25 protein-coding genes and 1 tRNA gene are annotated in these 25,674 nt (G+C 61.4%); 11 read left to right on the top strand and 15 right to left on the bottom strand.

The genetic code is table 11. The features are described from left to right. Positions 1 to 52: 52 nt before the first annotated feature. The 11 genes from NKI16_RS14010 to NKI16_RS13960 all read right to left on the bottom strand — a co-directional run bounded on the left by NKI16_RS14010 (position 53) and on the right by NKI16_RS13960 (position 8,773). The gene (locus NKI16_RS14010) at positions 53 to 2,041 is read right to left on the bottom strand and encodes an acetyl/propionyl/methylcrotonyl-CoA carboxylase subunit alpha (protein WP_352591960.1); all 1,989 of its coding nucleotides are present in this window, start codon (positions 2,039 to 2,041) and stop codon (positions 53 to 55) included. Between the two features lie 111 nt (positions 2,042 to 2,152). Continuing rightward, on the bottom strand, positions 2,153 to 2,527 hold the full coding sequence (locus NKI16_RS14005; protein ID WP_352591963.1) for a hypothetical protein: 375 nt from the start codon (positions 2,525 to 2,527) through the stop codon (positions 2,153 to 2,155). A 43-nt stretch (positions 2,528 to 2,570) separates the two neighbouring features. Next, the gene (locus NKI16_RS14000) at positions 2,571 to 2,951 is read right to left on the bottom strand and encodes a hypothetical protein (protein ID WP_245274740.1); all 381 of its coding nucleotides are present in this window, start codon (positions 2,949 to 2,951) and stop codon (positions 2,571 to 2,573) included. A gap of 29 nt (positions 2,952 to 2,980) precedes the next feature. Further along, a complete protein-coding gene (locus NKI16_RS13995) occupies positions 2,981 to 3,355 on the bottom strand; it encodes a hypothetical protein (RefSeq protein ID WP_352578451.1) in 375 nt (124 codons plus the stop codon). Positions 3,356 to 3,470: 115 nt separating this feature from the next. Beyond that, positions 3,471 to 4,001 carry an O-acetyl-ADP-ribose deacetylase gene (locus tag NKI16_RS13990; protein WP_352922989.1) on the bottom strand — a complete coding sequence of 177 codons (531 nt, stop codon included), beginning with the start codon at positions 3,999 to 4,001 and terminating at the stop codon, positions 3,471 to 3,473. 1 nt (position 4,002) lies between these two features. Next, on the bottom strand, positions 4,003 to 5,610 hold the full coding sequence (locus NKI16_RS13985) for a carboxyl transferase domain-containing protein (RefSeq protein WP_352622520.1): 1,608 nt from the start codon (positions 5,608 to 5,610) through the stop codon (positions 4,003 to 4,005). Positions 5,611 to 5,614: 4 nt separating this feature from the next. Further along, positions 5,615 to 5,998: a type II toxin-antitoxin system VapC family toxin gene (locus tag NKI16_RS13980; RefSeq protein WP_352471030.1), complete on the bottom strand. Its 384-nt coding sequence runs from the start codon at positions 5,996 to 5,998 to the stop codon at positions 5,615 to 5,617. Then, on the bottom strand, positions 5,995 to 6,387 hold the full coding sequence (locus NKI16_RS13975; RefSeq protein WP_352622521.1) for an AbrB/MazE/SpoVT family DNA-binding domain-containing protein: 393 nt from the start codon (positions 6,385 to 6,387) through the stop codon (positions 5,995 to 5,997). Before NKI16_RS13975 ends, NKI16_RS13980 begins: the two co-directional genes overlap by 4 nt. Positions 6,388 to 6,469: 82 nt before the next feature. Further along, positions 6,470 to 7,633 (bottom strand): isovaleryl-CoA dehydrogenase, encoded by a 1,164-nt coding sequence (locus NKI16_RS13970; protein ID WP_352454356.1) that lies wholly within the window; start codon positions 7,631 to 7,633, stop codon positions 6,470 to 6,472. 48 nt (positions 7,634 to 7,681) lie between these two features. Beyond that, positions 7,682 to 8,344, bottom strand: a complete 663-nt coding sequence (locus NKI16_RS13965; RefSeq protein ID WP_352591978.1) for a TetR/AcrR family transcriptional regulator — start codon at positions 8,342 to 8,344, stop codon at positions 7,682 to 7,684. A gap of 150 nt (positions 8,345 to 8,494) precedes the next feature. Next, positions 8,495 to 8,773 carry an acylphosphatase gene (locus NKI16_RS13960; RefSeq protein ID WP_023677791.1) on the bottom strand — a complete coding sequence of 93 codons (279 nt, stop codon included), beginning with the start codon at positions 8,771 to 8,773 and terminating at the stop codon, positions 8,495 to 8,497. 199 nt (positions 8,774 to 8,972) lie between these two features. On the opposite strand from NKI16_RS13960, the gene NKI16_RS13955 reads away from it, so the two are divergent. After that, positions 8,973 to 9,473, top strand: coding sequence for a MarR family winged helix-turn-helix transcriptional regulator (locus tag NKI16_RS13955; protein WP_352922983.1), 501 nt, complete (start codon positions 8,973 to 8,975; stop codon positions 9,471 to 9,473). A 32-nt stretch (positions 9,474 to 9,505) separates the two neighbouring features. On the opposite strand, the gene NKI16_RS13950 is transcribed toward NKI16_RS13955, so the two are convergent. After that, positions 9,506 to 10,618 (bottom strand): pyridoxal phosphate-dependent aminotransferase, encoded by a 1,113-nt coding sequence (locus tag NKI16_RS13950; RefSeq protein WP_352622525.1) that lies wholly within the window; start codon positions 10,616 to 10,618, stop codon positions 9,506 to 9,508. Between the two features lie 119 nt (positions 10,619 to 10,737). Here NKI16_RS13950 and NKI16_RS13945 point away from each other — a divergent pair, with 119 nt between their 5' ends. Further along, positions 10,738 to 12,390, top strand: coding sequence for a tetratricopeptide repeat-containing sulfotransferase family protein (locus NKI16_RS13945; protein ID WP_352622527.1), 1,653 nt, complete (start codon positions 10,738 to 10,740; stop codon positions 12,388 to 12,390). An 80-nt stretch (positions 12,391 to 12,470) separates the two neighbouring features. Beyond that, positions 12,471 to 14,123: a tetratricopeptide repeat-containing sulfotransferase family protein gene (locus tag NKI16_RS13940; RefSeq protein WP_352922979.1), complete on the top strand. Its 1,653-nt coding sequence runs from the start codon at positions 12,471 to 12,473 to the stop codon at positions 14,121 to 14,123. A 262-nt stretch (positions 14,124 to 14,385) separates the two neighbouring features. Here NKI16_RS13940 and NKI16_RS13935 read toward each other — a convergent pair whose 3' ends face one another. Then, positions 14,386 to 15,537, bottom strand: coding sequence for a porin (locus tag NKI16_RS13935; protein WP_352622531.1), 1,152 nt, complete (start codon positions 15,535 to 15,537; stop codon positions 14,386 to 14,388). A gap of 449 nt (positions 15,538 to 15,986) precedes the next feature. Between NKI16_RS13935 and NKI16_RS13930 the strand changes: the two genes are divergently transcribed. The 4 genes from NKI16_RS13930 (at position 15,987) to NKI16_RS13915 (ending at position 19,014) form a co-directional block, all read left to right on the top strand. After that, positions 15,987 to 16,077: transfer RNA gene (locus NKI16_RS13930), tRNA-Ser, on the top strand. Positions 16,078 to 16,171: 94 nt separating this feature from the next. Continuing rightward, positions 16,172 to 16,423, top strand: a complete 252-nt coding sequence (locus NKI16_RS13925) for a GIY-YIG nuclease family protein (protein WP_352622533.1) — start codon at positions 16,172 to 16,174, stop codon at positions 16,421 to 16,423. A 97-nt stretch (positions 16,424 to 16,520) separates the two neighbouring features. Continuing rightward, entirely contained in the window at positions 16,521 to 17,717 is a 1,197-nt protein-coding gene (locus NKI16_RS13920; protein WP_352622535.1) for a porin, read from the top strand. A 238-nt stretch (positions 17,718 to 17,955) separates the two neighbouring features. After that, positions 17,956 to 19,014, top strand: a complete 1,059-nt coding sequence (locus tag NKI16_RS13915) for a tyrosine-type recombinase/integrase (RefSeq protein ID WP_352795750.1) — start codon at positions 17,956 to 17,958, stop codon at positions 19,012 to 19,014. Between the two features lie 306 nt (positions 19,015 to 19,320). On the opposite strand, the gene NKI16_RS13910 is transcribed toward NKI16_RS13915, so the two are convergent. Together NKI16_RS13910 and NKI16_RS13905 are read right to left on the bottom strand one after the other, a co-directional pair. Continuing rightward, complete coding sequence (locus tag NKI16_RS13910) at positions 19,321 to 20,214, bottom strand: alpha/beta fold hydrolase (protein ID WP_352622537.1); 894 nt, start codon at positions 20,212 to 20,214, stop codon at positions 19,321 to 19,323. Between the two features lie 232 nt (positions 20,215 to 20,446). Next, on the bottom strand, positions 20,447 to 22,486 hold the full coding sequence (locus NKI16_RS13905; RefSeq protein WP_352622591.1) for a lytic transglycosylase domain-containing protein: 2,040 nt from the start codon (positions 22,484 to 22,486) through the stop codon (positions 20,447 to 20,449). A 327-nt stretch (positions 22,487 to 22,813) separates the two neighbouring features. Here NKI16_RS13905 and dapA point away from each other — a divergent pair, with 327 nt between their 5' ends. From dapA to NKI16_RS13885, 4 genes are all read left to right on the top strand, one after another. Continuing rightward, positions 22,814 to 23,695 (top strand): 4-hydroxy-tetrahydrodipicolinate synthase, encoded by an 882-nt coding sequence (gene dapA, locus NKI16_RS13900; RefSeq protein WP_352449009.1) that lies wholly within the window; start codon positions 22,814 to 22,816, stop codon positions 23,693 to 23,695. A gap of 25 nt (positions 23,696 to 23,720) precedes the next feature. After that, the gene (gene smpB / locus NKI16_RS13895) at positions 23,721 to 24,200 is read left to right on the top strand and encodes an SsrA-binding protein SmpB (protein WP_023768487.1); all 480 of its coding nucleotides are present in this window, start codon (positions 23,721 to 23,723) and stop codon (positions 24,198 to 24,200) included. Between the two features lie 106 nt (positions 24,201 to 24,306). Beyond that, a complete protein-coding gene (locus NKI16_RS13890) occupies positions 24,307 to 25,035 on the top strand; it encodes a GH25 family lysozyme (protein ID WP_352569836.1) in 729 nt (242 codons plus the stop codon). 107 nt (positions 25,036 to 25,142) lie between these two features. Further along, entirely contained in the window at positions 25,143 to 25,664 is a 522-nt protein-coding gene (locus NKI16_RS13885; RefSeq protein WP_352622542.1) for a hypothetical protein, read from the top strand. The last annotated feature ends 10 nt before the right edge of the window (positions 25,665 to 25,674 follow it).

Below are 25,674 nucleotides of genomic sequence, written 5' to 3'. Positions count from 1 at the left end.
GGTCAAACCCGGCCATGTTGTTTTTGGCGACGCCTTTGTCACGCGTTCGAGATCACTTCGTGGATAGGGAAACAGCAGTCAACTGAGGTTCCTCGGCAAAGCGAACCAGCACGGTGCCGTCGGTTACCTGCGCGCCTTCGGCAGCAATCTCGGCGATAACCCCGTCATGGGGCGCGGCAATGGTGTGCTCCATCTTCATCGCCTCCAGGATCAGCAGCGGCTGGCCCTTGATCACGGACTCGCCTCTGGCTGCACGCACCAATTTGACTAGGCCGGGCATTGGCGCGCGCAGGCTGCCGGAAGCGGCGGCGGCTTCGTCGGCTCGCGCCAGCGGATCCGGCACGGCAAAACCGTAGCCTATTGCACCATCGAAGACCGTGACGTGGCCCGGCCAGCGGGCGAGGCGAGGCGCGGCGCGAAGATCATGCGAATTGACGCTGTCATAGGGCGCATCCAGCGCCACCTCGAACCGTCCGTCCGGCCGCACCGACACGCGCGTGACGATCTCCTGCTCGCCAAACTTCAGCAGCATGCGCCGCGCTACAGTGTGGAAATGCGCATAGCCGGCCAGTGACGACCAGGGATCGTCCGAGGACGGCAAGTCGCCCGCACCGGACGCGGCAAGTGCCGCGGCGGCAATCGTCTCACCGCTCGGCGGCGGAACCGCCGTCAACGCCTGCAGATGCCTAGCGATCAGGCCGGTATCGACATCGCCCGCCGCAAAATCTGCATCAGCGACTAGGGCGGCAAGGAAGGCAGTGTTGACCGTCGAGCCGGCGATTTCTGTCTGCGACAGCGCCGCGCCAAGCGCTGTGAGCGCTGCCCGTCTGTCCTTGCCGTGGATGATCAGCTTGGCGATCATCGGGTCGTAAAACGGCGAAATCGCATCGCCGGCGCGCACACCGGTTTCGATGCGCATGGTCGCACCCTCCGGTGCCGGCTGCGGAAATTTCAAATGGTGCAAGGTGCCGGTCGCCGGCAAAAACCCTCTTGCCGCGTCCTCGGCATAGATGCGCGCCTCGAAGGCGTGGCCGGAGAGCGCGATCTCGCTCTGCGTCTTCGGCAGTTTTTCGCCGGAGGCTACCCGCAACTGCCACTCGACCAGGTCGATGCCGGTGACCATTTCGGTGACGGGGTGCTCGACCTGCAGGCGGGTGTTCATTTCCATGAACCAGAAACGGTCGGCCTTCAGCCCTTGCGAGGCATCGACGATGAACTCGATCGTGCCGGCGCCGGAATAGTGGATTGCCTTGGCGGCTTTCACCGCCGCCTCGGTCATCGCCTTGCGCAGTGCCGGCGTCATGCCCGGGGCAGGCGCCTCCTCGATCACCTTCTGGTGGCGGCGCTGTGCCGAGCAGTCGCGTTCGTGAAGATGCACGGCGTTGCCGAAATTGTCACCAAACACCTGCACTTCGATGTGGCGCGGCTTGTCGACATATTTTTCCACCAAGACGCGGTCGTCACCGAACGCGGCTTTCGCCTCGCGCCGCGCGCCCGACAGTGCTTCCGAAAAATCATCGGGATGCTCGACGCGCCGCATGCCTTTGCCGCCGCCGCCGGCGCGCGCCTTGATCAGTACGGGGTAGCCTATCTCGCGCGCCTTGGAGGCGAGCAACACGATCTCCTGCGCTTCGCCATGGTAGCCCGGAACGACAGGCACGCCGGCCTTTTCCATCAGCCGCTTGGCCGCGTCCTTCAGTCCCATGGCGCGGATCGAGGCCGCCGACGGGCCAATGAAGATCAGCCCAGCCGCCGCGACCTGGTCGACGAATTCGGGGTTTTCCGAAAGAAAGCCGTAGCCCGGATGGATGGCCTCGGCACCTGTGGCCAAGGCCGCCGCAATGATCTTGTCGCCGCGCAGATAGCTTTCGTTGGCGGGAGAGGCGCCGATATGCACCGCTTCGTCGGCCATTTCGACATGCAAGGCGCGATCGTCGGCGTCGGAATAGACGGCGACGCTGCGCACACCCATCCTGCGTGCCGTGCGGATCACCCGGCAGGCGATCTCGCCACGGTTGGCGATCAGGATCTTGGCGAACATCGGGCCTCCACAGGCAGAGCTGCCGCCAACGGCGCGAATTCTCGTCACGCGAACTGCGGCAATGCCCTGCTTTGTAGTCTGGCGGTCAAAGGGTAGGCAAGCGAGGCCTGCCTACTTTGAGGCCGCGATTTCGCAAGCTCCCCCGGTCGTGACCCTGTAACGGTCGCGGGTGACCTGGCAGGATTTCATCGCCATATCCTCGGCAGCCTTTTGCGAGGGCGCATTCAAGCGCGAGCCGCACAGGATGTACAACGAACGCACCCGGGAATACGGAGTGGTCGCATAAGCTGAATGGCCGCTGGCCGCCACATAGGCCTTATATGCCTTGGTGCATGGCCGATCCGCGGTCGCCGGAAAATACGGGTAGAAGCGGACGTCGCCCTTGCTTCCAGCCAGCGATTCCGCCGCGCCGACATTGGGGCTCGAGATTAGAAGCAACCCGGTTATTAGCGAGAAGACTGCTTGTTTGACGCCTATAGATTTCATTTTTCCCACCCATTGAATACGTCGAAGGCCGACGAGTGTCGGTCTATTTGGAGGCAGCTATGGCGCAGGCCCCTGCAGTCGTGACCTTGTACTTGCTGCGCGCGGACTGGCAGGATTTCAACGCCAGCGCCTCCGCAGCCTTCTGGGATGTTGCATTCAGATAAGCACCGCAAATAGTGAATTCGGTTGCCCAGTTGAATGGCGTCATCGCATAGGCCGAGTGACCGCCAGCCGCCACATAGTCCTTGTAATTCTTGCCGCAGCCTCCGATTGTACCCGGTGCAAAATAGACCGGAAAGCGGCTGTCGCCCTTGCTTCCCGCCAGCGATTCGGCGGCGCCGACATTCGGTGCAGAGGCCACAAGCAGTGCAAGTACCGACATGGTTGCTCGCTTGATTGATAAAGATTTCATTGCCAAACCCATTTGAACCCCAAACACTGAAATATATTCGCCTACTTGGAGGCAGCGATTTCGCAGCCGCCGCCTGTTGTAACTCTGTAACTGTTGCGGGCGGCCTGACAGGATTTCAACGCCAATTCTTCGGCAGCTTGCTGTGACGGTGCATTCAAGCGCGAGCCGCAGATGATGTACAGAAAACGCACCCGGGAATACGGAGTGGTTGCATAGGCTGAATGGCCGCCGGCCGCTACATAGGCCTTGTAGGCCCTGGTACACGGATCCTTCGGGCTCTGCGGCAAATAGGGATAGAAACGGGTCTCGCCCTTGCTTCCCGCCAGCGACTCCGCTGCGCCGATGCCAGGGGTCACTAATATAAGCAACCCTGCAAGTAAATGCACAGTTGTTCTCTGAAAAACCCGCCGCCTCATCTTCGCCCAATCCCCATTGGTATTTGCGATGATCAATAGCCGTGATTCTTTCGTCTGGCCAGATCGAGAAGCAAAAAATAGTCTGGAGATGTGGTGGGTTGTCTCCCGCGCAGGGTCACACGCTGCCGAGTGCAGCGACGACCCGCTGATACAATTCGGCCGTCGGCTCGTCGAAGCAGCAGAAAATGACGGTTTCCGGAACGATGTTCTGGCCGATGAAGGCGCTCACGGTCCCGACAGCAATTTGCGTCGCCTGATCCTTCGGATAGCGGTAGGCCCCGGTCGAGATCGCAGGAAACGCCACCGTCCGGCAGTCCTTTGCGGCGGCGATTTCGAGCGACCGGCGATAGCAGGAGGCGAGCAGTTCGGCTTCTCCTTTGCTGCCACCTTGCCAGACCGGCCCGACCGTATGAATGACGTAGCGCGCGGGCAGCCTGTAGCCCTTGGTGATTTTTGCGTCTCCGACCTTGCAGCCATGCAAGGTCCGGCATTCTGCCACAAGCTCGGGGCCGGCCGCGCGGTGGATAGCGCCGTCGCCGCCGCCGCCTCCGAGAAGAGAGGTATTGGCGGCGTTGACGATGGCATCGACCCCCAGCTTCGTGATGTCGCCGGTTTGAATGCGAATCCTCTGGCCGATTTCGCTCATCTCACATCCTGAACACGCCGAATTTTGTCTCCTCGATCTCGGCGTTGAGCGCGGCCGAAAGGCTGAGCGCCAGCACCTCGCGGGTCTTGGCCGGGTCGATGATGCCGTCGTCCCAGAGCCTTGCCGACGAATAGAGCGGGTGTCCCTCGTGCTCGTACTTCATCAGGATCGGCTTCTTGAATTTCGCTTCCTCCTCAGCGCTCCATTCCCCGCCCTTGCGCTCGATGCCTTCGCGCTTGACCACGGCCAGCACCGTTGCCGCCTGCTCGCCGCCCATCACCGAAATGCGGGCATTCGGCCACATCCACAGGAAGCGTGGCGAATAGGCGCGTCCGCACATGCCGTAATTGCCGGCGCCGAACGAGCCGCCGATGATCATCGTTACTTTCGGCACCTTGGCGGTGGCGACCGCCATGACCAGCTTGGCGCCGTCCTTGGCGATGCCGCCGGCCTCGTATTTTCGCCCGACCATGAAACCGGTGATGTTCTGCAGGAAAATCAGCGGAACCCTGCGCTGGCAGCACAGCTCGATGAAGTGCGCGCCCTTCAGCGCGCTTTCCGAAAACAGCACGCCATTGTTGGCGACGATGCCGACCGGCATGCCGCTGAGATGGGCGAAACCGGTGACCAGCGTGGTGCCATAATTCTGCTTGAACTCATCGAACTCGGAACCGTCGACGGTGCGGGCGATTACCTCGCGCACGTCGTAGGGCTGGCGCAGATCCGTCGGCACGATGCCGTAGAGTTCATGTGGATCGTGAAGCGGCGGAATCGATTTCTGTAAGGCAAGGCTTACAGTCTTGTTCCGATTCAGGTTTTTGACGATACGCCGGCATATGGCCAGCGCATGCTCGTCGTCGAGCGCATAGTGGTCGGCAACGCCGGAAAGCCTTGTGTGCACGTCGGCGCCACCGAGGTCCTCGGCGGTGACGTCCTCGCCGGTGGCCGCCTTCACCAGCGGCGGCCCGCCGAGAAAGATGGTCGCCTGGTTGCGCACCATGATTGTCTCGTCCGACATCGCAGGCACATAGGCGCCGCCGGCCGTGCACGAACCCATGACGCAGGCGATCTGCGGAATGCCGGCGGTCGACATGTTGGCCTGGTTGTAGAAGATGCGGCCGAAATGATCGCGGTCGGGAAACACCTCGTCCTGGTTGGGCAGATTGGCGCCGCCGCTGTCGACCAGATAGACGCAAGGCAGATTGTTCTGCAATGCGATCTCCTGTGCACGCAGATGCTTCTTCACCGTCAGTGGATAATAGGTGCCGCCCTTCACCGTGGCGTCATTGACGACGACCATCACTTCGGTGCCTTCGACGCGGCCGATGCCGGCGATGAGGCCGGCCGAAGGGATGTCCTCGCCATACATCGACCATGCCGCGAACTGGCCGATTTCGAGGAAGGGCGAGCCTGTATCGAGCAATTGGGCTAGGCGTTGCCGCGGCAGGAGCTTGCCGCGGGAGACGTGCCGCTCACGCGCCTCTTCCGAGCCACCGCGCTCGATGGCGGCGGCTTTTTCAGCAATATCGGCGACCAGCGCCCGCATGCGCTCGGCATTGGCGCGGAAGGCATCGGAGGCGGACGACATCTGAGAGGTGAGGGGGGCCATGGCGCTACCGGATCAGCTCGATCTTGCAGCCGACATCGAGGTCGCCCCAATCGCGATCAGCGGTGACGGCAATGGCATTCTCGCGAATTGCCAGCGCCAGGCAAGCCCGATCGCCCAGCGACAAGCGGCGATGCCGCGTCAATTGGCGAAGCTGCCCGGCGGCGATGCCCATCGCGTCGTCGAAAACGGCGATCGGCATGCCGAGACTGGCGAGGTCGTCCGCGGCCTGTTCCATGCTGCGTCCCTTGTCGATCAGCTTGGCGATGATTTCGGCCGCATTGACTGAACTGCATTGTGCGTCCGGCGCGAACCCCAAAGCATTGTCGGTGCCTTTCTCGTTGAGCAGGATTGCGAGCGCCGCCGAACTGTCCATGACGTAGGGCTTCATTTCGCCCGCTTTCCCGTTGTCCCTTCGGCGTGAAGCCGGTCGAGACGCTTGTCGCTTCGACGCTGCTCTTCCCGTCGCTCCTTCAGAAATTCGTCGACGACGCTTTCACCGGGCTGTTTCAACGCTGACAATTCGGCCTGGACGCGTTGCAGATTCTGCAGCCACGATCTTACCCGCAGTTCGCCGTTTTCGACATGCAGGATCATCTCCTCGCCAGGCTTCACGCCCATCTCCTCGCGCATCGCGGCAGGAATGACGAAGCGCCCGCCCTCGCCAAGCTTGACACGCTCGCGTTTCGCCGGAGCACGAAGCTGTGGTTGGCGAGCGCCGGCATCGAACCGTGCTTGCGGATCTTCGTCAAATCCGGACTTTCCCGTTTTGCCAGCCATGGTCCGTCTCGCCTGTGTTGTGGCACATATTCCGAAGTGTGCCACATCGTGCGGCTTCTGGCAAAATCTCAAAAAGACGCCATCAGGCGCCCTCCACCATGATTTCCCGCCCAATCAGCCAGCGACGGATTTCGCTGGTGCCGGCGCCGATCTCGTAGAGCTTGGCGTCGCGCAAAAGCCGGCCGGTCGGGTAGTCGTTGATGTAGCCGTTGCCGCCCAAAAGCTGGATGGCGTCGAGCGCCATCAGCGTTGCCTTTTCGGCGGCGAAGAGAATACAGCCGGCAGCATCCTTGCGGGCCGTCTCACCGCGATCGCAAGCGGCGGCCACGGCATAGACGTAGGCGCGCGCCGCGTTCATCGTCGCATACATGTCGGCTAGCTTGCCTTGCACCAGCTGGAACTCGCCGATCGGCTGGCCGAACTGCCTGCGTTCGTGCACGTAAGGGATCGCCACGTCGAGGCACGCAGCCATCAGCCCGATCGGGCCGCCGGCCAGCACGGCGCGTTCGTAGTCGAGGCCCGACATCAGCACCTCGACGCCGCGCCCTTCCTCGTGCAGCACATTGTCGAACGGCACTTCGACATTCTCGAACACCAGCTCGCCGGTGTTCGAGCCGCGCATGCCGAGCTTGTCGAGCTTTTGCGCCACGGAAAAACCGGCAAAGGCCTTTTCGACGATGAAAGCGGTGATGCCGCGCGAATGGAGTTCCGGATCGGTCCTGGCGTAGACGACCAGCGTCTCGGCATCCGGCCCGTTGGTGATCCACATTTTGGTGCCATTGAGTACATAGCGATCATTGCGCTTTTCGGCGCGCAGGCGCAGCGACACCACATCGGAGCCGGCTCCCGATTCCGACATCGCCAGTGCGCCGACCTTCTCGCCGCTGCAGAGCGAAGGCAGATATTTTTCCTTCTGCGCCTGCGTCGCCCAGCGGTTGATCTGGTTGACGCAGAGGTTGGAATGGGCGCCGTAGGAGAGGCCGACCGAGGCCGAGGCGCGCGAAATCTCCTCCATCGCCACGACATGGGCGAGGTAGCCCATGCCGCTGCCGCCGAAATCGGGATCGGCGGTGATGCCGAGCAGGCCGAGCCCGCCGAGCTCCGCCCACAGATGTGCCGGGAATTCGTTCGAGCGGTCGATCTCGGCGGCGATCGGTGCGATCTTTTCCTGGGCGAAGCGCCGCACCAGGTCGCGCAGCGCCTCGATGTCTTCGTCAAGCCCGAAGTTGAGCGTATGCGTGTACATGCCGTTCCTCCCGGCGCACGACCGCGAAAATCGGGATCATGCGCGAAATCAAAGTGCTGCAGCGTCCGTTGCGCGCTCGAATGGACGCACGGCGCCGTGGCTCGTCCTCGCGCCATCGCTCTTTGCTCCAACAAGGCGCATTGTCATTGCTAGATATGTAGCGGTGACTTCGGCGATCGACAGCCGTTCGCCCGGCCGGAACCAGACGATGACGCCGGTCATCATCTGGATCAGCGCCATGGCGGTGAGCCCGGTGTCTTCGATGCTGAATAACCCCCCTTCGACGCCGTCGCGCAGGATGGCGCGCAGCTCCTTCTCGTAGGCCGTGCGCATGCGCAGGATCTGCGTGAGTTTTTCATGCGACAGGCTGCGCAGCTCCATGTTCGAGACATGGGTGGAGTGGCGGCGTTCGATATGGAAAGCGATGTGGTTTTCCACATAAGCGGCAAGCCGCGCTGCCGGATCGGCGCCGACAGGGCGTGTTGCGCGCCACGCCTCGATCAAGCCTTCCATATGCTCACGCATCAGCATGAACAGAAGGTCCTGCTTGGTCGGGAAGTAGCGGTACAGCGCCGCTGCCTGGACGCCGACCTCGGCCGCCAGTTGGCGCATCGACATCGCCTCGTAGCCGAGACGCGCAATCAGGCTGACCGCCGCCTCGCGGACCGCAGCTTCGGTCTTCTCTCCGTCGGAACCGGTCGTACGCGCCATGACAAGCCGCCTTTTCGCGGACAATAAAACAAACGTTCAATTAATTCAAGAACCGAGGCATGTCCGGGCAGGGCAATGGCTTCAGATTTGCTCTATCTGCACCCTGGAGAATTTTGTGCGATGGAAGCGAATGAGCAGGACCATGCCTTGCTAGGCAACAATCCTGAAATCGGCCGACGTGTCGCGAGCCTCGATCTCTTCGACATCGACCTTTGAAACCGCTGCCCCTGGCGGCCCTTGCCAAAACCGTTCGATCATCGTCGAGACCGCCGCCCCGGTTCCTGCAATCAAGGCTGTCACCGAGCCGTCAACTTCGTTGCGCACCCACCCGGCAAGGCCAAGCGCCGACGCCTCGCGCCGCACCCAAACCCGGTAGCTGACGCCTTGCACCTTGCCGTATATGCGTACCTGCACCGTACGATCGGTCATCGCGCTCTCCATCCTTTGAGTCGAGTCTGGCGCATCGCCGCGCAAATTCAACCGCGCAACGTGCATCGAAGGTTTCTCTCCGGTCGCTATCCGCCAGATTTCGCACTGCGAGATGGGTGGCGCCTCCACCGATGATTGACTAAGTCAAATAATAGGCGATCATGGCCCTGACGGAGCGGTCCGTCCGAAGGAGGTCGACATGCCGGCCGATCGGAATGCCCTTGTCGCGGAGATACGTGGCTTCAATCGCTTCTACACGCGCCTGATCGGGCTGCTCGACCTGACCTTGACGCACAGCGCCTATACGCTGGGCGAGGCGCGGCTGCTGTTCGAATTGGGCGGCCGATCCCGCGCTGTCGCCAATAGCGGCGGTGAGGCAGGGTTTCTTGCACGGGCGTTCCACCTCGATCTCCGGCCGGCGGCCTCCGAAATCGCTGCCGAACTCCGGCTCGATCCGGCCTATGTCACACGCGTCCTGAGGAGGTTCGCCGCCGCTGGCCTGACCGAGACACGCTCTGACCCAGCCGATCGGCGCAGACGTATCCTGTCGCTGACCGCTCGCGGAAGTGCTGAGCTCGCCAGGCTTCAGGCTGCGGCGGATCGCGACCTCGCCCGGCTGACGGCCGGCCTCGCCGATGACGCGGCTGCCGAATTATCGGACGCCTTGAAGCGCGTCATGCGCCTGCTCGGGGAGAAATAGCGGGCAGCACTGGAATCCCGGCGTTGCGCTCTTCAGTTCCCCCGCGCTGCCGCCAGTGCGCCAGGCAGTTCCTCGGCAAAGATGTCGAGCTCGTGGTCGAGGCCGACACTGACCCGGATGCAGCGGTCGAGAACCGGCACGATCGGCTTGCGGATGAAGACGTCGCGTGACAACAACGCCTGCAGCACTTTCAGTGCGAAAGCGCCGTCGCGGCCGCAGTCGATGGTGACGAAATTGGTCGCCGAAGCCAGCGGCTTCAGCCCGCTCGCTTCGGCTATTGCGGCGATACGCCGGCGGCCGGCGGCGACCCGCGCCACCACGCTATCCAGCCAGGCCTGATCGGCAAGCGCCTCGACACCGGCGATCTGCGCCATGCGGGTGACGCCATAGTGGTTGCGGATCTTCTCGAAGTCCCGAATCACCTGGGCCTCGGCCACCGCATAGCCGCAGCGTATGCCGGCCAGCCCATAGGCCTTGGAGAAGGTGCGCATGCGGATGACGTTCGGCGGCGCCACATCGATCGGCGGCAGCGCTGAGGCTGGCCCTAATTCGCCATAGGCTTCGTCGAGCACCAGCATTGTGGTCTCCGGCAAGGCTTCGATGAAGCGGCTGAGCTCGGCGGCTTCCCACCAGCTGCCCATCGGATTGTCCGGATTGGACAGGTAGACCAGTGGCGCCTTTTCCCTGGCCACTGCCGCCAGCAGGCCGTCGAGGTTTTCCCGATCGTTCTCGTAGGGCACTGCGACCAGCCGGCCGCCGACGCCGGCAACATGAAAGTTGAAGGTCGGATAGGCGCCGAGCGAGGTCACCACCGCATCGCCCGGCGCCACATACATGCGCGCAACCAGGCTGAGCAGCCCGTCTATGCCTTCGCCGACGACGACGTTTTCGGCGCCGACACCGAGATGCCGGGCCACGGCTACCTTCAAATCGTGATTGTCAGGGTCGCAGTACATCCACATGTCGCCGGCAATCTCGGCCATACGGGCAACGACGCGCGGCGAAGGGCCAAAGCTGCTCTCATTGGCGCCGATGCGGGCGCGAAAGGCGCGGCCGCGATCACGCTCCTGCGCCTCCGGGCCGACAAACGGTACCGTGGAGGGAAGCGCGTCGATGAGCGGCGTAAGGGGAGGGCGCAGGCGCATGATAGGGCTCGTTCGAAAGGGGGCCTTCTTGCTAGCCTGCCAGCTTGGCCTGCGCAAGTTCCGCGGCAGGCGGGCACGTCAGGCTGGATTCTCCCGGATCATTTTGCTAGCGAGACATGATGAGCAACCGACTGCCGCCCGCCTGGTCCAAACATATAAAGTCCCGCTCGGCGCCGAAAGTGGAACCGCCGAAAGCCAAACCATTGTCGCGGGCGCAGGCTGACGACATGCTGCTGAAACAGGCATATGACTTTCAGCAGGCCAAGCGGTTGGCCGAGGCTAAGGAACTGTGCCGTCGCGTGCTGGAGCGCACGCCCAACCATCCCTTGGCATTGTATATCATGGGCACGCTATTCATCGGGCTCGACGATGAAATTGCATTGCGATATTTGGCGCGAGCCGTCGGCGAGGAGCCTCGAAACCCCTATTACCACCTTAGTCTGGGTGAAACCTATCTGAAGGTCAGCGAATATTCGCCCGCAATCACGCATATTCAGCAAGCATTGAAGCTGAAGCCGGATTTGCTGGAAGCGCTTTGCGCGTTGGGACGCGCTTACGTCGAATTCGACAAGGCTGACATGGCTCTGCCGCTTTACGAGAGAGCGCTCAAGATCAACCGCGATCATCCTCGCGTTCGGGCGGGATTGGCCAGCGCCCTCATCGGTCTCGGCCGCATGGACGAAGCCGAAATCTATCTGAAAGAGGCGATCGAACGTCGCATAGCCATGCCAGCCGCCTATAATGAGCTTGTGCGCACGCGCAAATTCACTGAAGAGCCGGCGGAACTTAAGTCCATCTTGCGCGAGCTTGGCAACCCAAAGCTTGACCCGGACAGTGCGATGACACTTCATCACGCTGCCGGCAAGGTGCTGAACGACCTTAAGCGCTACGACGACGCGATAGATCATTTCAAGAAAGCCAAACAGGTCGCCGGCTATAAGTTCGATCTGGAAACCTATCGCCGCTGGGTCGACTCCACGATCGAGTTCTTCAACCCGGATATGTTGGCTGCCAAGGCGGGTTATGGAAGCCCATCGGAAGTGCCCGTGTTTGTACTGGGCATGCCCCGCTCGGGGACCACCCTGACCGAGCAGATTTGCGCGAGCCACCCGGATGTTCACGGCGCAGGAGAACTCAGCAAGCTAAGACGAACTGCAAATGCTGTCGGCCTTACGAGGCTTTCGGCACAGGGCTTGGGCCAATCGATCGTGCCGATCACCCCCGACCTAGCCAAGATGCTGACCGAGGGGCACCTGTCCTACCTTCGTGAGCGTGCGCCGACCGCACTTCGCATAGTCGACAAAATGCCCCAGAATTTCGAACTGGTCGGTCTCATAGGCCTTCTTTTCCCCAACGCGCGGATTATTCACTGTCGCCGCGACGCCATCGACAATTGCCTCTCATGCTTTTTCCTGAATTTCTCCAAGGGACACAGCTACATCACCGACCTGCAGACGCTCGGGCTGTATTATCGTGAATATGATCGCCTGATGCGACATTGGGACAAGGTTTTTCCGGGACGCATCTTCGAAAGTCGCTACGAGACGCTGGTTGCGGATCAGGAGGCACAATCGCGCCGTCTGATCGATCATCTTGGATTGCCCTGGGACGATGCCTGCCTGCGCTTCTTCGAGAATGACGGTTCGGTCAACACGGCCAGTCGCTGGCAGGTTCGGCAACCCATCTACAACTCGTCCATCAAGCAATGGAAAAATTATGAGAGCAAGATCCAGCCGCTGATTGACGCCTTGGGCGACCTAGCCGAACTTTGAACAAGGAGGGCGCCCGACAGGATAGGCCAGCCCTTCAGGCCAGGCTGGATTCTCCCGGACCATTTTGCTAGCGAGACATGATGAGCAACCGACTGCCGCCCGCTTGGTCCAAACACATAAAGTCCCGTTCGGCGCCGAAAGTGCAGCCGTCGAAAGTGAAATCGCCCTCGCGCGCGCAAGCTGACGACATGCTGCTGCGACAGGCGCTCGAACTTCAGCAAGCCAAGCGGCTCCCGGAGGCGGAGGAATTATGCCATCGCGTTCTCGCCCGCACGCCCAACCACCCGCTTTCGCTCTACATCCTCGGCACGTTGGGGCTCGGTATCGACGACGAGTTGGCTCTCAAATATTTTGCGCGGGCAGTAAGCCAGACGCCTCAGAATCCATATTTCCACCTTAGCCTGGGAGAGGCCGGTCTGAAGCTTGGCGACAGCTTGCTTGCGATCAGGCACCTGCAGCGCGCCTGCGAATTGAAACCCGATCTGGTGGAAGCGCTTTGCGGACTGGCGCGTGCCTACGTCAACTTCGACAAGGCCGAGATGGCTTTGCCCCTTTACGAGAAGGCGCTAAAGATCAACGGCGACCATCCCATGGTCCGGATTGGTCTGGCTGGTGCGCTCACCAGCCTCGGCCGCATGGACGAAGCCAGAGCCTATCTCGATCAGGCAATAGAACGTCGCGTCGATGTTGGGGCAGCCTACAATTACCTGGTCGACACGCAAAAGTTCACCGAAAAACCTGCCGAGCTCGACTCTATCCTGCGCGAACTCTCCAATCCCAGGCTCGAACCCGTTGCTGCATCGCAGCTTCACCACGCGGCAGGCAAAGTGCTGAACGATCTTCAGCGCTATGAAGAGGCGATAGATCACTTCAAGAGGGCGAAAAAGGCCGCTGGTCACGATTTCGACCTGGAGTACTACCGCCGAAGCGTCGATTCCATGATCGAGATTTTCAGCCCGTCACTATTGGAAGCCAAGGCTGGCCACGGCAGTCCGTCTGAAGTGCCTGTGTTTGTGCTGGGCATGCCCCGGTCGGGGACGACGCTGACGGAGCAGATCTGCGCGAGCCATCCGGATGTCCATGGCGCCGGGGAGCTTACGAAGCTGCGGCGAATCGCGAACTCGATGGGCTTTAGAATACTGTCGGATGAGGACCTGCGCAGTTCGATTATGTCGATGACGAGGGATCATTCGAGGGCACTGGCCGAAGAATACCTGTCTTATCTGCGCCAGCACGCGCCTGCCGAGCCCCGCATCGTCGACAAGATGCCGCACAACTTCGAGTTTATCGGCGTGATTGGAATTCTCTTTCCCAACGCACGCATCATTCATTGCCGGCGCGATGCCATCGACAATTGCGTCTCCTGCTTCGTCTTGCATTTCACCAAGGACCACGGCTACAACGCCGACCTTGAGACACTCGGGTTGTACTACCGCGAATATGATCGCTTGATGCGGCACTGGGACAAGGTCTTTCCCGGACGTATTTTCGAAAGCCGCTATGAGACGCTGGTTGCGGATCAGGAGACGCAATCGCGCCGTCTCATCGATCATCTCGGCTTGCCTTGGGACGATTCCTGCCTGCGCTTTTTCGAGAGGAGCGGATCGGTCAATACCCCCAGCCGCTGGCAGGTCCGGCAGCCGATCTATAGTTCATCCGTCAAACGCTGGAAAAAGTATGAGAGCGCAATTCAGCCGCTGATTGACGCCTTGGGCGATCTGGCTGAAATTTGAACAAGTAGGATGCGCCCGATCGGCCGAGGTCGATCGTGACTTGCTGTCGAGATACATTGATCCGGTAGGCCAGCTCTTCAGATCGGCCCAAGTTTTTCTTTGCACGAACAAGCGTGCGGAGCGAGCATTGCATTCGACCAGCCCTGCGATCGGCTGCTCAGCAGCAGCCTGCATTATGCATCGAGAGTTGACAGCTGCGTCGCGCCGATACGAAAAACCCGGCGGTTGCCCGCCGGGTTCAATCTCAATCTAGCTCGGACTGTTAGAATGAGCGCTGGAAGCGGAGCATGCCGCCGACGCTGTCCTTGTCGTCGGCATTGGTCCAGTTGCGATCGTAGGCTTTGTCAAACTGACCGTCGCGGGCCCAATCGACTTCGGCAGTGATCGTGAAGCCGGGAACGATATCGTAGGCAATGTTCGCGGCGACGCCGTAGTTTTTGTCATCGTCAGCCGACGCCTGGAGGTTGAACGAGGTCTTCTCGTTTATGGTGTAAGTGCCACCACCCCAGACTGCCCAGTTGCCGCCCCATTGCTTGTAGAAGTTGCGGTCGATGTTGTCGTCAGAGCCGTAGCCGGCCATGATGAACAGCGTCAGGTTCTGTATCGGCGTAACGTCGACGCGAACCTTGCCGGCCCACTCTTCCCAGGTGCTGTCATAGGCGGCGACACCGGTGATCGAGCCCCAGCCCTGTGTGTATTTGATACCGCCGACGACATACGGGACATAGCTGTCGATGGAATCATTGCCGCTGTTGCTGTCTTGGAAAATGCCAGGATCCGCGGCGGCACTGCCCGAACCGGTTTCCAATGAAGCCACGGCCGAGAAGCCGTTGCCGGCATCGAAGTAATACTGGACGACATTGGTGTCGAAGCCGCCGTAGGGGACCAGCGTATCCTGGATGACGTTGCCGGCGTAGCCGATGAAGGTATCGAAGGCCGATTCGTCCTTGCCGACGCGCAGACCACCGAGCTGGACCCAGGCAAAGTTCAGCGAAACGCTCGTACCGCCATTGAAGTTGTCATCAAGGTAATCGTTGTGGTTACCCCAGTTGAAGCGCGTCTCGGTGTAGGTCTTCAAGGTGCCGAGCTCGGTTTCCTGGCCGGTCCAGGTCTTCAGCGTGAAGCGGGCGTGCTTGTAGTAGGTATCCTGCGAGTCGCCGTCCTGCTGATCGGTGGTCTTTGCACCGTCGAATGAGCCGACGTCGCCGATGCCGATGTCATAGCGGACGTAGCCGCCGATGCGCAGGCAGGTTTCGGTGCCGGGGATGTAGAAATAGCCAGCGCCGTAGACGTCGCAAATCTTGACGTATTCAGCGGGTTCCGGCTCGGCGACGACGACGGCGTCGGCGGCGCGCGCACCGGAAACTGCGATCAGTGCCGCAGCGGAGCCGAGAAGAAGGCTCTTGATGTTCATTTTCTGACCTCCAGTCAAAAGTTAAAAAACGGGTCTGGGTATTCTTTGCTGAAGGACAGCGTTCCCTGCCCCATCCCCACTACCGAAAAAGATGCGCACCGCGCCGCTCCTTCAAACCCGACATTACCCATGAGACGGCGGCGTTCAACCACGATCGTACCGGCAAAAGGTTTGTGTTGGCGCTATACCCCAGCGTTGTTGCACAAATGACACGATTTGGCCTCACTCCGAAAGCTCCCGTTAACCAACAGCCCTTCGCAAGCCGTAGCAAACGGCGGATTCCGGCGATGGTCGGCCTGAAATGTGACCATGGCCCGAGTCGCGAACCAGGGAATTGCCGCAGAATCGCCACATCGCCGGGCGGCGCTTTGGCGAAGGGTCGATTTTTCAAGGATAATAGCGCCAGCTTGTTGATTGTGCCGGCGCTTTTCTTTATCCACCGGCGCAACGGAGAGGTGGCCGAGTGGTCGAAGGCGCTCCCCTGCTAAGGGAGTAGAGGTCAAAAGCTTCTCGTGGGTTCGAATCCCATCCTCTCCGCCACCCTACGCCCTGCGGGCTTCGGGTGGCAGACCACCCGAAACCGCATTTTGGGCGTAGGGTGTCGCCCGAAGCTACGAAGTAGCGTAGGGGGACCATGTGGTACGTCTATTTTCTGCAACTCCGTAACGGCGATGTCTATGTCGGATCGATCAACGATCTTCGACGCCGTTTTGATTCGCACCGATCAGGCTATGTGACTTCGACTAAGGCTTATCTGGCTGCAATCTTGAAGGCCTACATCGGGGTTGAAACCGAGGCCAACGCACGGCAACTCGAGCGATATTTCAAGACCGGTTCGGGCAAGGCCTTTGCGAGTAAACGTTTTTGGCCGACAGAGCCTCGCTGACGGCCTTAGGACCTATCTATTTGAAATATAAATAAAAACGAACCCAACGAGTTGCTTTTCGCCGACCTCCGTCCCGATTCTGACTGGAGGTCAGAAAATGAACATCAAGAGCCTTCTTCTCGGCTCCGCTGCGGCACTGATCGCAGTTTCCGGTGCGCGCGCCGCCGACGCCGTCGTCGTCGCCGAGCCGGAACCCGCTGAATACGTCAAGATCTGCGACGTCTACGGCGCTGGCTACTACTACATCCCCGGCACCGAAATCTGCCTGCGCATCGGCGGCTATGTCCGCTATGACATCTCCGTGGGCCAGGCTGGCTCGTTCGACGGCGCCAGGTACCAGGACCTGTCGGATGCCTTGGATGGTGAAGACAACGTCAACGACGGCTATTACAAGCAGGCTCGCTTCACACTGAGGACCTACACCGGCCAGGAAACCGAGATGGGCACCTTGAAGACCTACACCGAGACCCGCTTCAACTGGGGAACCGGTTATCAAGACGTGCCTGGGTTCGACGAGCACTTTTCCAGGTTTGGTAGCAGAGGCGTTTCGCTGAATTTCGCCTGGATCCAGCTCGGTGGTCTTCGCGTCGGTAAGGACGAAACAGCCTTCAACACGTTCACCGGCTACGCCGGCAACGTCATCCAGGATACGATCGTTCCCTACGGCGGCTTCGACACCAATGTCGTCCAGTACTACTTCGATGCCGGCAACGGCTTCTCGGCCGTGGCTTCGTTGGAAACCGGTGAAGGCTTTATCCTTAACAGCGCCAATACTGCCACCACTCTCGGTCACGACTCGGTCGACAGCTATGTTCCGTATATCGTTGGCGGCGTGAAGTACACGCAGGGCTGGGGTTCCATCAGCGGTGTTGTTGCCTATGACAGCAGCCTGGAAGAATGGGCCGGCAAGGTTCGCCTCGACGTGACGCCGATGCAGAACCTGTCGCTGTTCCTGATGGCCGGCTACGGCTCTGACGACAATCTCCCGCGCAACTTCTACAAGCAGTGGGGCGGTAACTGGGCAGTCTGGGGTGGTGGCACCTACACCATCAACGAGAAGACCTCGTTCAACCTGCAGGCGTCGTATGACGAAGCCAAGGAAGCTGGCGTCGCGGCCAATATCGCCTACGATATCGTTCCCGGCATGACGATCACGGCCGAAGTGGACTGGGCTCATAACAGCCACCACATCGATAGCGACTCGCTGCCCGGTTATGAATACAACTGGACCGGCATCCCGGGCGACAAGAAAAACGCCGTTGGCGGCTTCCTCCGCTTCCAGCGCTCGTTCTAAGGGCTGGACTTAAGGCAAGTGAAATCCAGCCCGGGCGCCTTAACGCCCGGGCTGTTTTTGTTTTCGCGACTGGTCGCAAACAGAAGGAAAAGGGGGTTCGGTAGCTGAACAGGGTTGTGGAACGATGTCGTTGGGATCCGCCACTGGTGGATGAAATCGGCCGCAACGCTTAAAACTCTTGAAAGGGCACCGCCAAGCAGGTAGGTCTAGGCCTATCCACTCGGGGGTGTGGCGAATAATGACGAACGATGCGATTCAAGAGGGAGGAACCTCTGATCATTTTTCGATGTTTTCTTCTCAAACTGCAAAAATAAAATACAGTTACAACAAGATACGAGAAGTAAAGTCGCACAGGATCGGAGAACTTTTTTCAGCATACCGGGACATACTTTGGGATGACGGGCGGCATAAATACAATGTCAGCTCCTTCATCGGCGAAATAGACGAGATCCTCCTTGGGGAGCGTTTCAGCGCCTTTGACCAAAGCACCCTCGACAATCTTATCGGCACCTTGCGCCAGCGCGGCAACAGCAACGCAACCATCAATCGGAAGATGGCTGCCCTCAGCAAACTGCTGCGCAAGGCTCACAAGATGGGAGATATCCACAGCCTGCCCGAGTTCCGCCGCCAGAAGGAGCGGGCGGGACGGATTCGTTTCCTCGAAAGGGACGAGGAGGCCCGGCTGTTCGCTGCCATCAAGAGCCGCAGCGAGGACGCTTATCGGCTTTCCGTCTTTCTCGTCGACACCGGTTGCCGCCTCGGCGAAGCGCTGGGTTTGATCTGGAACGATATCCAGGAGCACCGCGTCAGTTTCTGGATCACCAAATCCGGCCGCAGCCGCACCATTCCGATGACCGAGCGGGTAAAAGAGGTGATCAAGCTGCCGGCCACCGAGGGCCGCCGGCCCAAAGGCCCGTTCACCAAGCTCAGCCAGGCGCAGTTTCGCGCCATCTGGAACGATGCTAAGGCCGAAGTCGGGCTTGGCGCCGACGATCAGGTCGTGCCGCATATATTGCGCCATACTTGCGCCTCGCGTCTCGTCCAGGGCGGCATCGACATCAGGCGCGTGCAGATGTGGCTCGGTCACCAGACGCTGTCGATGACCATGCGCTACGCCCATCTGGCCACCAACGACCTCGACGGCTGCGTCACCGTGCTGGAAACGCCTCGGTCCGGTGGCTCGGACATCGGCGGTGCAAGCGCTTTGTCTGCTCCACCTCCGGCAAGGCGAGGGCCAAAAGGCGAGCCGGCCGCAAGCAAGGCCCCAAAGCCAGCGAAGAGAAGCGCCAAATCCTGACGGATCTGACGTGAGATATCAGCCAGCCGCTCAGGGTTGCGCTGCCCCTCATTGCCCTGCCGGGCATTTCTCCCCGTATAGCGACGGGGAGAAAGGCGCCCTTGCGAAAGATTTCGCTAATCCCCAGCGTTGCAGACACCACCCTTCTCCCCGTCGCTATACGGGGAGAAGGTGCCGGCAGGCGGATGAGGGGCAGCGCCGACATCGATAAAATTATTTCACCGCTAATTCCGGAACTGTCAACGGCCGTCGGAATGCTTTGACCGACGCAAAACCTGCGCGTGAATTACTTCGCTCGGTCGAGCTTTACTTCCTGCCACCCCGCCGCTCCGCTCGATCGAAAAAACCAGCGATCCTGCCCGGCAGGATCCCGGACTCCAAAAACGGTGCATGCCCCTGGCCGTCGGCGGTGATCGTCTCGATATCGGTATGGCGCGTCCGCATCTGCTCGAGCGTTTCAGCGGACAGCAGCTTCGAATTGGCGCCGCGTATGACGAGCATCGGGATGGCCGCCAGTGCGTCGAACTGTGGCCAAAGATCGGGCAGCGGCCGGCTGGGATCGAGCCCCGCCAGCGTCTCGACCAGTTTCGGATCGAAATCGGGCAGAAATCCCTCCTCGGTCTCGCGGTAGAGGGCTGATGCCATCCGCTCCCAATCCGCATCGGTCAGCGCCGAAAAATCCCCGCCATGGGTGCTGCGCAGGCCGCAGACCACCTCCTGGTACGTCTTCGGCCTTGGCGCGAGGTCGAGATAGGAGCGGATATGGGCGAGACCTTGCGACTCGATCACCGGGCCGATGTCGTTGAAGACGATGGCCTTCAGCACGGCCGGCCGCATCGCCCCGAGCACATGGATGATCAGTCCGCCGCGCGACGTCCCAATGAAGGCTGCCTTCTCGATGTTCAGCGCCGCCAACCCGGCAAGGATATCGCCCGCCTCGATGCCGATATTGTAATGGCCGATATCGGCATCGTAGGCGGACTGCCCGCGCCCGCGATAGTCGAAGGCGACGACGTTGCGCTTCGCCTGCGCCGACAGATAAAGCGCCAATTCGTGAAAGTCACGGCAATTGCGGGTCAGGCCGGGCAGGCAAACGACTGGCCAGCGGCCGGAATTCGCTTCGCCGTAGATGCGGGCGTGCAGGGACAGCCCGTCCGGCGCGGCGTAGAAGAAATCGGAGAAGCCTTCGTCGTTTGGCATGTACACTCGATTCCGTGCTGCTGTCAGATCGTTTGCGACTGCTACAGGCGAGGGCAGGGGCGGTCAAATCGGGGGCTCTTCCTTCCCTCCTTGTGGGAGAAGGTGGATCGGCGCGTTAGCGCCGAGACGGTTGGGGGGTGTTGGACGGAGCGCTGTCGGAACCAAGCTGGAGCACCCCTCATCCGACCGAGCTTCGCTCGGCCACCTTCTCCCACAAGGAGAGAAGGAAAGGCTAACCCCGGCCGTTCACCAGATCCCCGACAATGTCGTATTTGCCGGAAATGCGCATCTTGTAGACCTCGTAGTTCTCCATCACGCGCTGGACGTAACTTCTTGTTTCCGTATAGGGAATCCGCTCGATCCAGTCGACGATGGCGTCGACGTCCTTGCCGCGCGGATCGCCGTATTTCGCCACCCACTGGGCGGCGCGGGTGGGGCCGGCATTGTAACCGGCGAAGGTCAGCACGTAGGAGCCGTCGAAGCGGCCGAGCTGCTCGCCGAGAAAGGCAGCGCCCAGCGTCGCATTGTAGCCGGCATCGGTGGTCAGCCGCGCCTGCGAGAAAGTCATGCCGGCCTTCTTCGCCAATTGCTTGGCGGTGCCTGGCATCAGCTGCAGCAGTCCGCGCGCGCCGGCGCTGGAGACGGCGCCGATATTGAACTCGCTTTCCTGACGGGCAATCGCATAGGCCAGCGCCTTGCCCGAGCCGGAGATGTTGGCGGTGTCGGGAATGACGCCGAGCGGATGCGACAGCGCGCCGACGTCGATGCCACGTGCGCCGGCGATCTTGCCGACCTTCAGCGCCATGAAATGGTTGCCTTGTCTTTCCGCCAGCATCGCAAGCAGCGCCAGTTCGCCGGGGCTGCTCAACTGCCCGGCAAGGTCGCGGTAGAGGGTTTCGGCATAGCGGTCATAGCCTGCCTGCTGCAGCCGCTCGATGGCGCTGACCGCCTCGCGGGTGGCAAAATTCTGGCGATCGGCGGCACTTGGTTGGGGGTAGACGATGTTGAGGGTCTGCCGGCCGACACGCTCGCCGGCGAGCTGGCCGTAAAAGGTCGTGCCGTAGCTGGCGGCACGGCTGAAATAATCCTTGGCACTGCCGGGACCGCCGACCTCGGCGGCACGGCCGAGCCAGTAATAGGCGCGCGACAGCGACATCGGCCCTTGGGCGAGCTCCGCGATTTGCGCAAAATGCTTGGCGGCGGTGCTCGGGTCGTTGAGGCCGCGCAGCGCGTACCAGCCTGCATGGAATTCCGCCTCGGCAGCATTGGCGGGACTTTCGGCGGCATGCGCGGCGACTATTCTGTAGGCGGTCTTCATGTCGCCCTGGTCGACCAGCTCGCGCGACAGCACCCGGCGTTCGACCCACCAGGCGTCCGGATCGACCAGCGCGTCGCGGTCGCCCGGCGCCTTCAGCACCAGCGCGGCGGCGTCGGAAAATTTCTGTTGCTTGCGCAGATATTCGGCTTCGGCAAAGAGATAGCCGGCCGCCCGCTGCGCTGCCGGCACCGCCTTCAGCAGCATGGCCGCGTTCTTGTCGCCTTTGGTGACTGCCGCCCAGGCATCGGCCAATTGCTGGGCGCCGGCGAGACCGGCGACGCGCAGCGCCGAAGCGACCCTATCGGCATAGAACATGCGCTCCATGCGGAAGCGATGGTCGGCGGCCGGGATCAGCGCGCCGAACTCGCGGATGACCGCCGCCTCGTCTCTGGCTTCGAGCTTTTCGGTGCGCCAGAATGGCGACAGCACCGAGCGCGCCGCCTTGGTATTGCCTAGCGCTACATAGGAGCGCGCAAGGATCACCACGCCCTCGAAGGTCAGCGGCTGGCTGCCGTCGAACGCCCGCACCACGACCTGCGGCGTGGGATTCTCGCGATAGAGCGCGCGCTCGCTGTTCCTGCGCAAGGCGATCGTGCCCGGCCAGTTCGGCAGCATCTTTGCCGCATCGGCGATGTCGCCGCTCGGCACCTGGTCGCCGCCATAGAGCGCAATCGCCCAGGCAAGGATGTGCCGATCGAGCGATTTGGCCGGCAGCGCTTCGCGCACCTGGCGCGCGCGCTGAATGTCGTTTGCCGCCAGCGCATCGAGACCGCTCTTCAGCGCCGCGACGCTGGCGGATGGCGAAGGGGACTGCTGCAGTGCATCGTTCTGCGGCTCCGTCATCGGGATCGCCGACGTGACCTGCCCATCGACGCTGCCGCCGACCGCCGCGCCGGGGATCAGCACAACGATCGCGCCGAGAAGCGCGAAAAGATGAGGCCGCCTGGTCGGCATGGATTTGGTCATTTCCTATTCTTCGATGCTACCACTGGCACAGATGAACTGCAGTCTATTCGTCTGTGATGAAGGGCCCGTAAAGAAAACCTTATCGAGGTCGTTCGAATTGCAATTGCTGGCGCAATGCTTGCCGCGCAACAATGTCGAGACTATGGTGCGCCGCTTCGCTTTCGGCTAGAAGGCGCGCACGACAAACACCTACAGCGCCGCGCGTCTTCTCAGACGCGCAAAGGACGCTGTAGCAATTTAAATTTGGCGCATGATCCTTTCCGAAATCGACTGCGATTTTCGGGGTCATGCGCTAGTCCCAAGGAGTTGGACGACATGCTAAGAGGCTCGCTGACCGCGCTCGTCACACCGTTCGAAAAGAGCGGCCGTTTCGACGAGAAAGCCTTTCGCGCGTTCATCGCCTGGCAGATCGCCGAAGGCACGACGGGCGTGGTCCCGGTCGGCACCACCGGCGAGTCGCCGACGCTGTCGCATGACGAGCACCGCCAAGTCGTCAAGGTTTGCATCGAGGTCGCCAAAGGCCGGGTTCCGGTCGTCGCCGGCGCCGGCTCCAACAACACCGATGAGGCAGTCGGCCTGGTCCAGTATGCCGAGAAGGCGGGCGCCGACGCGGCCCTTGTCGTCACGCCCTATTACAACAGACCGACGCAGCGCGGCCTCTATGCGCATTTCGCCGCCGTCGCCAAGGCAACCAGCCTGCCGATCATCATCTACAACATTCCGCCGCGCTCGGTGGTCGACATGAGCCCCGAGACGATGGGCCAGTTGGTGCATGACTTCAAGAACATCGTCGGCGTCAAGGATGCCACCGGCAAGGTCGAGCGGGTTTCGGAGCAGCGCGCCACCTGTGGCAAGGATTTCATCCAGCTCTCCGGCGAAGACGCCTCGGCGCTCGGCTTCAACGCGCATGGCGGCGTCGGTTGCATCTCGGTGACGGCAAATGTCGCGCCCAGGCTTTGCGCTGAATTCCAGGAGGCAACGCTTTCCGGTGACTGCGCCAAGGCGCTCGACCTGCAGGACCGTCTGTTGCCGCTGCACAAGGCGATTTTCATGGAGCCCGGCGTTTCCGGCGCGAAATATGCGCTGTCGAAGCTGGGCAAGGTCGAGAACGTGCTGCGCTCGCCGCTAATGACGGTCGAGCCGTCGACCGCCGAGAAGATCGACGCGGCGATGAAGCACGCCGGCTTGATAAACTAGGGACGAGGCGCCACCTCTCCGCATCATGAATCAAGTCAGAAAAGCCGATCCCAACAACAAGACCGTTGCGGAAAACCGCAAGGCGCGGTTTTCCTATGAGGTGCTCGACACGATCGAGGCCGGCCTGGTGCTGACCGGTACGGAAGTGAAATCGCTGCGCCAGGGCCAGGCCAATATCCAGGACAGCTACGCCTCGGTCGAGGGCGGCGAGATCTGGCTGATCAACTCCTATTTGCCGGAGTATCTGCAGGCCAACCGCTTCAACCATGAGCCGCGCCGCCGCCGCAAACTGCTGCTCAACAAGCGCGAGATGGCCAAGCTGGCGCAAAGCGTCGACCGCGAAGGCATGACGCTGGTGCCGCTGAAGATCTACTTCAACGACCAAGGCCGTGCCAAGCTGCTGCTCGCCGTTGGCCGCGGCAAGAAGCTGCACGACAAGCGCGAGACCGAAAAGCAGCGCGACTGGTCGCGCGAGAAGGGCCGGCTGCTGAAAGAGCGAGGGTGAGGGGCGGTCCGCGAAGCGGAAAAAAAGCCAGCGATTTGGCTTTTCGAGCGACGAACGCCCGGAGCCATAGCGGCGGGCAGGGCGGACCAAAAGGGATAGGTCTCGTTTGAAAAACCGGATCGTCTTATGGGGCGCGGCCGGTCTGCTCGTGGCGGGCCTCGTTCTGGCCGGCGGCTATACCTACTTCCAGACGTTTTCTCCGGATCGCGGCAAATATCCGGTCAGGGGCATCGACGTCTCCCATCATCAGCGGCAGATCGACTGGCGGCGTGTTGCCGCCGACGATGTCGCCTTCGCCGTGATCAAGGCGACGGAAGGCGGCGATCATGTCGACGATGCCTTCGCCGCCAATTTGCGCGCGGCCCGCGCCGCCGGTCTTGCCGTCGGTGCCTATCATTTCTTCACCTTCTGCAGACCGGGTGCCGATCAGGCACGCAACTTCATCTCGGTGGTGCCGCACGATCAGCCTTTGCTGCCGCCGGTGGTAGACATCGAGTTCGGCGGCAATTGCCCGCAGCGGCCAACTCCCGAACAGCTGAGCGCCGAACTCTCCGCCTTCCTCGGCCCGGTCGAGGCGGCGTTCGGCAAGACGGCGATCCTCTATGTGACCGACGAGGCGGCGCAAGCCTATGCCGGGCAGCTAGCCAGCCGCCCGCGCTGGCTGCGTTCGCTGGCGCTGCGGCCGGGCCATGACAACTGGATCTACTGGCAGTATCACAACCGGGGCCGCGTCGACGGCATCAGCGGCGACGTCGACCTGAATGTTCTCCAGGGCGGACCTGCGACGCTGGCCGCATTGTTTGCCGCAGCGCCTGAAGCGACGGCGTCGGATTGACGCTATTCCTGTCCACCAAAACACCCTCGATGGCCCGAAGACAGAGCGACGAAGCGTTCCCCATGTGGCTATTCATATCGCAGGCGGCGCCGTGCTAAGTACATTTGATGCCGGAGCGCCCTTCATCAACCAATGACAGCAACGCCCCGCCTGCTGCGACGGACGGCGGCGACCCCCGCCTGGCATTTGTCTATGCGGAGGCGGTGCGTGGCCTCCAGCACCAGCAGGGCGTGGTTGAAAGTCTCAATACGCGCGCCGGCAATCTGATCTTCGCAACCGCGTTCGCGAGTTCTCTCCTCGGAGGCAGGGCGCTCCTGGATGGCGTGGGGCCTTGGGACTGGCTGGCGCTGACATTGCTTTTTCTTATCGGGCTGCTGGTCGCGATTATGGTGTGGCCGTATTATAACTATACGTTCCGTTTCGATCCAGAGAAGCTGCTCCAGGACTTCGTCGATCAGCACCCTCCCGCAACCCTGGACGGGATGCACCGAGCGCTTGCGCTGCGCATCAAATCCGACATGGCCAGCAATTGGCGGATCATCCAACGCCTGCGCGTCGCGCTGCAGCTTGCACTGTTTCTGTGGTTGCTGGATCTCCCGGCCTGGTTGTTCGCGATCGCCCGAATCTAGGGCTCGTGCC

Origin of the sequence: Mesorhizobium sp. M0698 (genome assembly GCF_040320455.1) — a bacterium.
Classification (GTDB): Bacteria; Pseudomonadota; Alphaproteobacteria; order Rhizobiales; family Rhizobiaceae; genus Mesorhizobium.
Note: the sequence above shows the minus strand (reverse complement) of the source record. Positions and strands in the feature narration are given on the sequence as shown.